At 47.7% G+C, this 7549-nt stretch carries 7 protein-coding genes; 3 read left to right on the top strand and 4 right to left on the bottom strand.

Annotation, left to right across the window (positions count from 1 at the left end; genetic code table 11):
* Positions 1 to 174 precede the first annotated feature (174 nt).
* A complete protein-coding gene (locus RYZ26_RS19480; protein ID WP_317684929.1) occupies positions 175 to 483 on the top strand; it encodes a hypothetical protein in 309 nt (102 codons plus the stop codon).
* Positions 484 to 551: 68 nt separating this feature from the next.
* Here RYZ26_RS19480 and RYZ26_RS19485 read toward each other — a convergent pair whose 3' ends face one another.
* The 4 genes from RYZ26_RS19485 to RYZ26_RS19500 all read right to left on the bottom strand — a co-directional run bounded on the left by RYZ26_RS19485 (position 552) and on the right by RYZ26_RS19500 (position 5407).
* Positions 552 to 878 (bottom strand): hypothetical protein, encoded by a 327-nt coding sequence (locus RYZ26_RS19485; RefSeq protein WP_317684930.1) that lies wholly within the window; start codon positions 876 to 878, stop codon positions 552 to 554.
* A gap of 120 nt (positions 879 to 998) precedes the next feature.
* A complete protein-coding gene (locus RYZ26_RS19490) occupies positions 999 to 2228 on the bottom strand; it encodes a hypothetical protein (protein ID WP_317684931.1) in 1230 nt (409 codons plus the stop codon).
* Positions 2228 to 3037 carry an outer membrane lipoprotein-sorting protein gene (locus tag RYZ26_RS19495; protein WP_317684932.1) on the bottom strand — a complete coding sequence of 270 codons (810 nt, stop codon included), beginning with the start codon at positions 3035 to 3037 and terminating at the stop codon, positions 2228 to 2230. The genes RYZ26_RS19490 and RYZ26_RS19495 overlap by 1 nt, the downstream gene beginning before the upstream one ends.
* Before the next feature lie 21 nt (positions 3038 to 3058).
* Positions 3059 to 5407 carry an efflux RND transporter permease subunit gene (locus tag RYZ26_RS19500; RefSeq protein ID WP_317684933.1) on the bottom strand — a complete coding sequence of 783 codons (2349 nt, stop codon included), beginning with the start codon at positions 5405 to 5407 and terminating at the stop codon, positions 3059 to 3061.
* A gap of 227 nt (positions 5408 to 5634) precedes the next feature.
* Between RYZ26_RS19500 and RYZ26_RS19505 the strand changes: the two genes are divergently transcribed.
* Positions 5635 to 6291: a TetR/AcrR family transcriptional regulator gene (locus RYZ26_RS19505; protein WP_317684934.1), complete on the top strand. Its 657-nt coding sequence runs from the start codon at positions 5635 to 5637 to the stop codon at positions 6289 to 6291.
* Between the two features lie 180 nt (positions 6292 to 6471).
* The coding region (locus RYZ26_RS19510) for a calcium-binding protein (protein WP_317684935.1) at positions 6472 to 7549 on the top strand (1078 nt) is incomplete at its 3' end.

Below are 7549 nucleotides of genomic sequence, written 5' to 3' on the forward strand. Positions count from 1 at the left end.
ATATCTTGGTTTTTTCATTTCGAATCTCCTGCACTTAATATACGAGAAAATTCTACTTCTAAGGACCACTAAAAATCGGGGGTATTACCTAATGACGATAAGAGAGATCAATATATTGTTGACTTAACGCCTTTAACAAACACAAATGACATGATGCTAAAACTGGCATGCACCATGATTGGGCTAACCTTGTCTGAACAAGTTAGCCAAGCTATCAGCGATGGCGAAGACACGGGTGAGGTCATGAAAGGCTTTATGTCTAATAATAAAGCCGAACCCAAAGGTGCGACAATTAGAGTTGGTGAAAATTCAATTCTTTGGGAAACGGCGGGCATTGAGTCTAAGGTTACTGAACAAAAAATAACCCCATTTGTTATGCCTGGAGCTTCTGCTTTCTTTTTAGAGCACGAGAAACAGCTATATATTCAAATGCATACAAAACAAAATCACCCCTGTAACTTCAGATTAAACAAGGTGAGCTGATCATAACAGGCCAATAGGAGAAGGTTTTATGTTACCTTCTCCTTAAGGGCGCCGACGTTCCGATAAGTTTAATATTCGAATTTTTTCTTATTTTTATTTGCTCTCATTTCCATTTTTATACAGCTTTCCAAAATAGAATAAGATCCCCCTGACACTTTGCCCACTTGGTCACAATGACTTTGAGTTTTCTGAGGGGTTTCTGACCATGTCGTTTTTATATTCACATATGCCTTTTGTTCCATGTCTATACAGGAATTAAAGATCATATTTGAACCACCCGAGACTTTAGAGACATTCTCACAATGTCCATTAACATCATATCGAGGCAGTTCAGATGCATTTGCAGTCTCTGAAAATGCCAAAAAAACGAATGACAGATAAATTATAAGCTTCATTCTCTACTCCTTATTATAAGATGTTAAATACATCATTACTTCAACTTATAACGGAGTATAACCAATAATTCATTTCATGTAATATGAAAAAGGCCCGCTCACAACAAGCAGGCCTTTCTCCTAAAAATACCGGGTCAGTCTGATCTGGATATGATCGTCTCGCCTTGCCCCGTATCCAGGGTCTTTAGTGGCGAGATCATTTGTGATCCGAAGTTCAGCTTCAATGGTCCATTGATCATTAATCCTAGTATCGGCTTCCATGGAAAAGCTTTGTGCCTGGGTGATGCGGTCCACCAGCACGCCTGCAAGAAAATCGGTATCATCCTCATCATTCAGCGTCAGGCGCGCCCCGAAGAAGACGTCATTATCATGCATGGTTGATGGTGCATCACTGTCACGACCATCCCAATGATATTCGGCCAGCACGCCCAAATCACCTGTATCGCCAACCGCGCCGAAGAAAGTATATTCAAGGCCAGCTGAAACGGCTGCAAAGCTATCGCCGTGACCAGCGCGATAGATGCTTTCCAGCTTCCACAGCCATTCTTCGACGGTCGCCTGCACATCAATCCCGGTTTGATCGATGATTTCATAACGCGGGATAAAAACAGACTGGCCGCTACTGTCGGTTCCTGCCACAAAGGTGGGCTCCCGACTTGTGCCGTGGAAGTGAGAGAGACCAATATCCCAGTCGCCCACATAAGTGGAATAACGCAAAGCGAAATCCGGATGGAATTCTTCTGCGCTATGTTCGTAGATCACCTGATCGGTATCAACGACGGTGCCTGCACGCAGGCGACCATCTTTGCCCGGGAAAGTGCGTTCGCGGAAATAGGGCATGACAAACATGTTCACATCACCCCAGTCATTCTGGAACCCCAGATTGACCATGGGCTGGCCCAGCTTGTCTTCCCCATCCACATCTTCCACCGCATCGGTTTGGTTGATGATATCGACCAGATGGCGTGATTCCGTCACACCCCAGAAGACCTTATCGAATCCGAGCTTCAAATCCCAGCCATCGTCAATATGGAGATATTTAAGTTCCCGGATATCCCAATGGCGGCGTTCCTGATCCTGCACATCAATGCGCGCAAATGGTACAAAATCGATGCGGTCATCGCCATTGTTCCATTCATAGGCAAATTCAGGATTGAGAACGAGAGACGGATTAATCCGCTGGTTCTTCTGATCGTCATACAAAGCATCTTCAGCAAAGGCGCGCACATCCAGTGCCATATAGCCCGAAAGCGAAATATCTGAAGGTTGATCCTCTGCCAGCGCCCCTTGTGCCCCCACCGCCATGGTGAGAGCACAAGCCAGCAAAGAGTGCTTAAACAGCCGTTTCATTATCTGGAACGTTTCAGGCTGTTCTTGCTCAGGTCCTTATCAGAAACACCTGTCTGGAACTGCATTTCATCAAACAGCAGACGGGTCTTTTTACCTGTCTGGTGGTTGACCACATACATGTCGTGCGAACGCCAATATTTACCCAAGTACTGACGATAATCGCCATACGTCAGTGTTTTCAACAAAGCGTTCTTACGGTCATAGAAATCGATTTTCAGCTGACGATATTCGTCTTTGTCGTACCAAACTTCTGTGCGGGTATAACCGGAGTTTTCGTACGTTGGAATTTGTTCCAGAACGAAGCAGTCCAGATCGCCACACTTTTCATCGCGCAGCCAGGTGTAGGTGAATTTTTTGAGCTCACGTGAAGACAAATCTTCATAAGCAAATTCAGACCCCACAAACGGGCCAGATTTGTTTTTAGACGAAATACGCTTTACGCGTTTCAGCGCAGGCAGGTAAAGCCACTGATCATCCGGATCAAGGATTTTGGCGTAACTCAAAAACGCCGTGCCTTTCACATCACGGGGATGATCAAACACGGTCAGGCTTTTATCGCCCACTTCCAGATCAGGAATTTCCAGAATGATCTGGCGCATCTTGCGCTCACTCTTTTGGCCATGGCGGTTTTCCAGCACCATCTTCATGGTTGCCGTGGAATCTTTAAAGCCAAGATCGCGGTTATCCCATTCGGTTGCGATCTCCAGACCTTTGGCTTTGGCATCCACTTCTGCATTCACAGAAGTGGTGCCAACCATTGCCCATGTTGCGGCCATCAGGCCCACGGTCATCAGTTTTGATAGTTTCATTTTCTTATACTCTTTCAATTTTTATTCTGCTGCCTGCGGGACAGGGTTGCCTTCGGGTTCTTCTTTGACGGGTTCTTTTTCAAACAGCATCAGAAGCGGTGGCAACAACAGGAAGTCGATAAACAGGGCGATGGCAATGGTGATCGCCGTCAGAATGCCCATATCCGCATTCACTTTGAAGGTAGAAAAGGCCAAGACAGCAAAGCCCAGCACCAACACAGCTGTCGTCACCCAAAGGGCGGTCCCCACTGTGTTGAAGCCATAACGAACAGCTGCCTGCGGGCTTGCCCCACGTTCACGGCGTGCACGGGTGTACTTGCTTAAGAAGTGCACAGATGCATCCACGATCAAGCCGAGGCTGGTTGCGGCCACTACAGACACCGCCATACCGACTTGCCCAAACAGAATCGCCCAGACACCAAAGGCCATAGCCGCTGGCACCATATTGGGGATCAGGCTGATCAGACCGATCTTCAGGCTACGCAGCGCAATCACCATGGACAAAGAAATCATCACAAAAGCGATGGCTGTGCCCGACAGCATGGATTTGATGTTACGGTCCGAGATGTAAGAGAACATCACCGACGTACTGGTCGCTTCGGCATGCATATAGGTTGGCGTGTTGTCTTTCAGCCACTGACTGGAAACTTCTGCCATGTTGCGCATGTCTGTACTGGAAACATTATCCAGCGTCACGGTCAGACGGCTTGCTGATTTGTCCACGTTGATCTGGCTGTTCAAATCCAGACCATACGGCAAAGACATTTCATAAAGCAGCAGGTACTGTGCGGCGAGTTCACGATCTTCAGGCAGCTTATACCAGGCCTGCTCATCCCCATGCATGGATTTGTTCAGACGTTTCATGATGTCGGTGATGGTATTGACATGAACCACACCCGGCTGGGCACGCAGCCAGATCGAAAATTCTTCCAGTTTCGCCAGATAATCAGGATTGGAAACGCCACCTGATTCACCGGACCCAATAGAATATTCAACCTGATAGATGCCTGTCAGGTTTTCACGGGTGAAATCACTATCGACACGGAATTGAATGCTTTCATCGAAATATTCAACAAAGCGGTCATCCAGTTCGATCTTGCTAACCATGGAGGCCAGAGCAATCACAATCACGCCCATAACAACCAGCAACGTGCTGCGTTTCGCAATCACAAAGTCCGCCAGTTTATCCATCACATGGGACTTGCCTTCGACTTTGGCTTTTACCCGCACAGGCAGGATTGCCATCATGGCAGGCAGGAAAGTCATGGACAAAATCCAGGCTGCGATCACACCCGCTGCCGAGATATTGCCGAGATCATGGAAAGGTGGGGAGTCAGAGAAGTTCAGCGTCATGAAGCCGATGACGGTGGTCAGACTGGTCAGGAACACTGGCTGTGTATTCACCCGCAGGCTTTCCACAATCGCTTCCTGTTTCGTCTTGCCATGACGCATTTCATGGAACATGGAAACCAGAATATGCACACAGTCCGCAATCGCAATGGTCATGATAATAGTTGGTGCCATGGCCGCAGGGGGCGTCAAACGCACACCCGTAAATCCGGCAAAACCCATCGCAACCATCATGGAAAAGATAGTGACCAGCAAAGTCACGGCCGTCCCGGTGAAAGAGCGCAGGAACGCAATCAGCGCCACAATAATGATGACAAACATCGCAGGTGTCAGCGTGCCCATATCAATCATAGACGCACGGGTAAACGCGTTACTCAAAGGCGCAAGACCGGTAACAGCCACTTCAAGGTTCGGGTGCTTGGCTTCCAGATTGGCCGCCATGGTTTCTGCATATTCAACCGCAGAACTCAGCGCAATCGCATCATCCGGTGGAAGCTGCAGCGTGACCTGAATCCCCGTTGTTGTGCTGTCTTCAGAAATGATACGCTTTGCCAGCACAGGTTCGGTTTGTGCGACATTTTCGATCTTGTCCAGACCAACCTGGTTCAACCCTTCTGTAGTTTCCACCAGATCAGCAACCGTCAGATCATCTTCAACGGCTTCGGTATTTTGATAGTTGGAAATCGAATCTACACGGATGGAATAAGGAATTTTCCAGGCATCTTCAGTAAAGAGACGTACTGATTCCAGCCATTCTGCCGTAAAGATTTTCCCATCACGGGGTTTTAAAACGAATAAAATATTATCTGCTTTGGTATAAATGTTTTGCAGATCTTCATACGCAGTGAGCTGCGGGTTTTCATCGCTGAAGAAAACGCGATAGTCACTGGTGAAACTTAAAAACCGTGCACCTGAAGCCAGGCCAATTGTTGCAGCAACTGCAACAATAAGGACAAGCCAACGCCAACGGACAATGCCCTTGGCCCAAGATACAGATAGACGGTCCATGAACTTACTCATAGCCATTGCTCCATATGATTGACATAGGCTCACACATATCAGGTGGGGGAAATCATGATCGCGCCCATCCGGTTGCCCTTACCCTGATGAACGCTTCGGTTATGAAAAAATATATGCCATAACCTTGAACTTGAATTTGATACCCAACACATGTAAACTAATCGGTGTAGTTTACATAAATATTTTCATTTGTAAACTGCACAGTGTAGTTTTTTTGGAGACCTCTGTTGAAAAATCAGGAATGCCTGTTCCAGATCTGGCGCAAACGTAAGGCGGAAGCCGATATGACGCGCAATGAAAAAAAACGGTTCGATATCATCGAAGCTGCACGTCAGGTATTTCTTGAAAAAGGGTTCGAACTTACAAGTATGGACGAAATTGCCAAGCGGGCCAAAGTCTCCAAACGCACGGTCTATAGTAACTTCGGCTCCAAAGAAGACCTGTTTTCCGGCCTGATGCACGAAGTCTGTGAAAGTAAACGCGAAAAGGTCGAACTCTATATTGATGAAGATTTACCGCTGGAAGAAGCCTTAAACGAACTGGGCCGTCGTTTCCTGCAGATGATTTTCGAGCCTGAAGGTATGAATTTGGTGCGCATGATGATTGGCAATGCCAATGCTTTCCCGCAGATGGGGGATGACTTTTACAAACAAGGTCCCAAGGAAGTGATTGAATATGTCGCCGCCTATCTGGACAGCTGGGCTGAAAAAGGCGTTTTGAAAATCGAAGATTCTTTTATCTCCGCGCAAGGATTGCTCGCTTCCATGTTCGGAGTGCATCAGATGAAATGTTTGATGTCGAACTGCGAAGCCCCCGATTCGGACATGCAAGCCAAGATGGTTCGTATCGCTGTCAGTCAGTTTTTGCACGGCACAAAAGCATAACGATAAACCCACGCCTACTTTTGAACACGTCAAGTTCAATTGAAGGGTGAAGTATGGGTATTTTTCCTTAGTTGTGAATGCTTATGGAGTTCATTTAACTCGCTCAAAATCACCGTTTCTTGTATGATTTATCTCGAAAAATAATAAGAAAAATGAAACTCTTATTTAACCGGGAATATCATGGAAGAGACAGGCAATAAAGCCAAAAGCAGTATCGAGATGTTCGATCTACATTCTGATGGTGCAGACGAGGGACTATCAGACCAGATTTTCGTCATCAATAAAATCGACGTCGAAAACGAAACAGACATCACGCTGCAAAATTCCCACATGGGAAGCGAAGATTCCCACCTCGCCCAGGAACAGGAACACACATCCGGTGGTGAACTTGATCTGAACAGCGAAGATCTGATCGAACATTTCGCAGTACGCGTGGCTGATGAAGATTTGGCACAAGCCGCCAGCGAAGGAAAAATTGCCGCTTTCTCTTTCAATCTCCCCAATGAAGTGCGTGAAAACGCTGAAACCATCACGCTGGCAAACATGCCGCTTGGTGCCAGGACCTCCCACGGCGATGTATCTGAAGCCGGCACGCTCGTCATTGACGGCAGCAATCAAGAAAACATTGTCATCTTGGTTGATCCAACCCAGGTCACCAGCATCGATATTTCTGTTCAGGTGGTTCTGGAACCTGTTGCCGTTCCTGATGGCGCTGAGGAAACGGCACAAACAGGGGAGGAGACTGCGGAAACTACAGCCGTTGAAAATCTGGAATTCCTTCCTGAAGAGACCGAAGAAAAAACTGCAGAAACAGAAGAAAAAGAAGACCCCGCAGAAGAAACGCCCCCAATCGGCGATCAGGTCCTACGTGGTACACCTGGCGAAGATGAACTCATCGGCGACGACGGAAATGACAAGATTATTGGTAAAGCGGGCGACGATATCCTTAACGGCGGTGCAGGCAACGACAAAATCATTGGCGGGGCAGGTGACGATACCCTTTCCGGTGGCGATGGCAACGACCGCCTGAACGCAGGTTCCGGCAATGATCAGCTAGACGGTGGTGCCGGGAACGATAAACTCGCAGGCGGCGCGGGCGATGACACGCTCGTCGGCGGTCAAGGAAACGACCGTCTGTCTGGCGGCTCTGGCGACGATGTCCTTAACGGCGGTGCAGGCAAAGATGTCCTGTCCGGTGGCAAGGGTGATGATGTTCTCAATGGCGGCGCCGGAAACGACAAGCTCCATGGTGGTGATG

It is taken from the genome of Terasakiella sediminum (genome assembly GCF_033100395.1).
Classification (GTDB): domain Bacteria; phylum Pseudomonadota; class Alphaproteobacteria; order Rhodospirillales; family Terasakiellaceae; genus Terasakiella.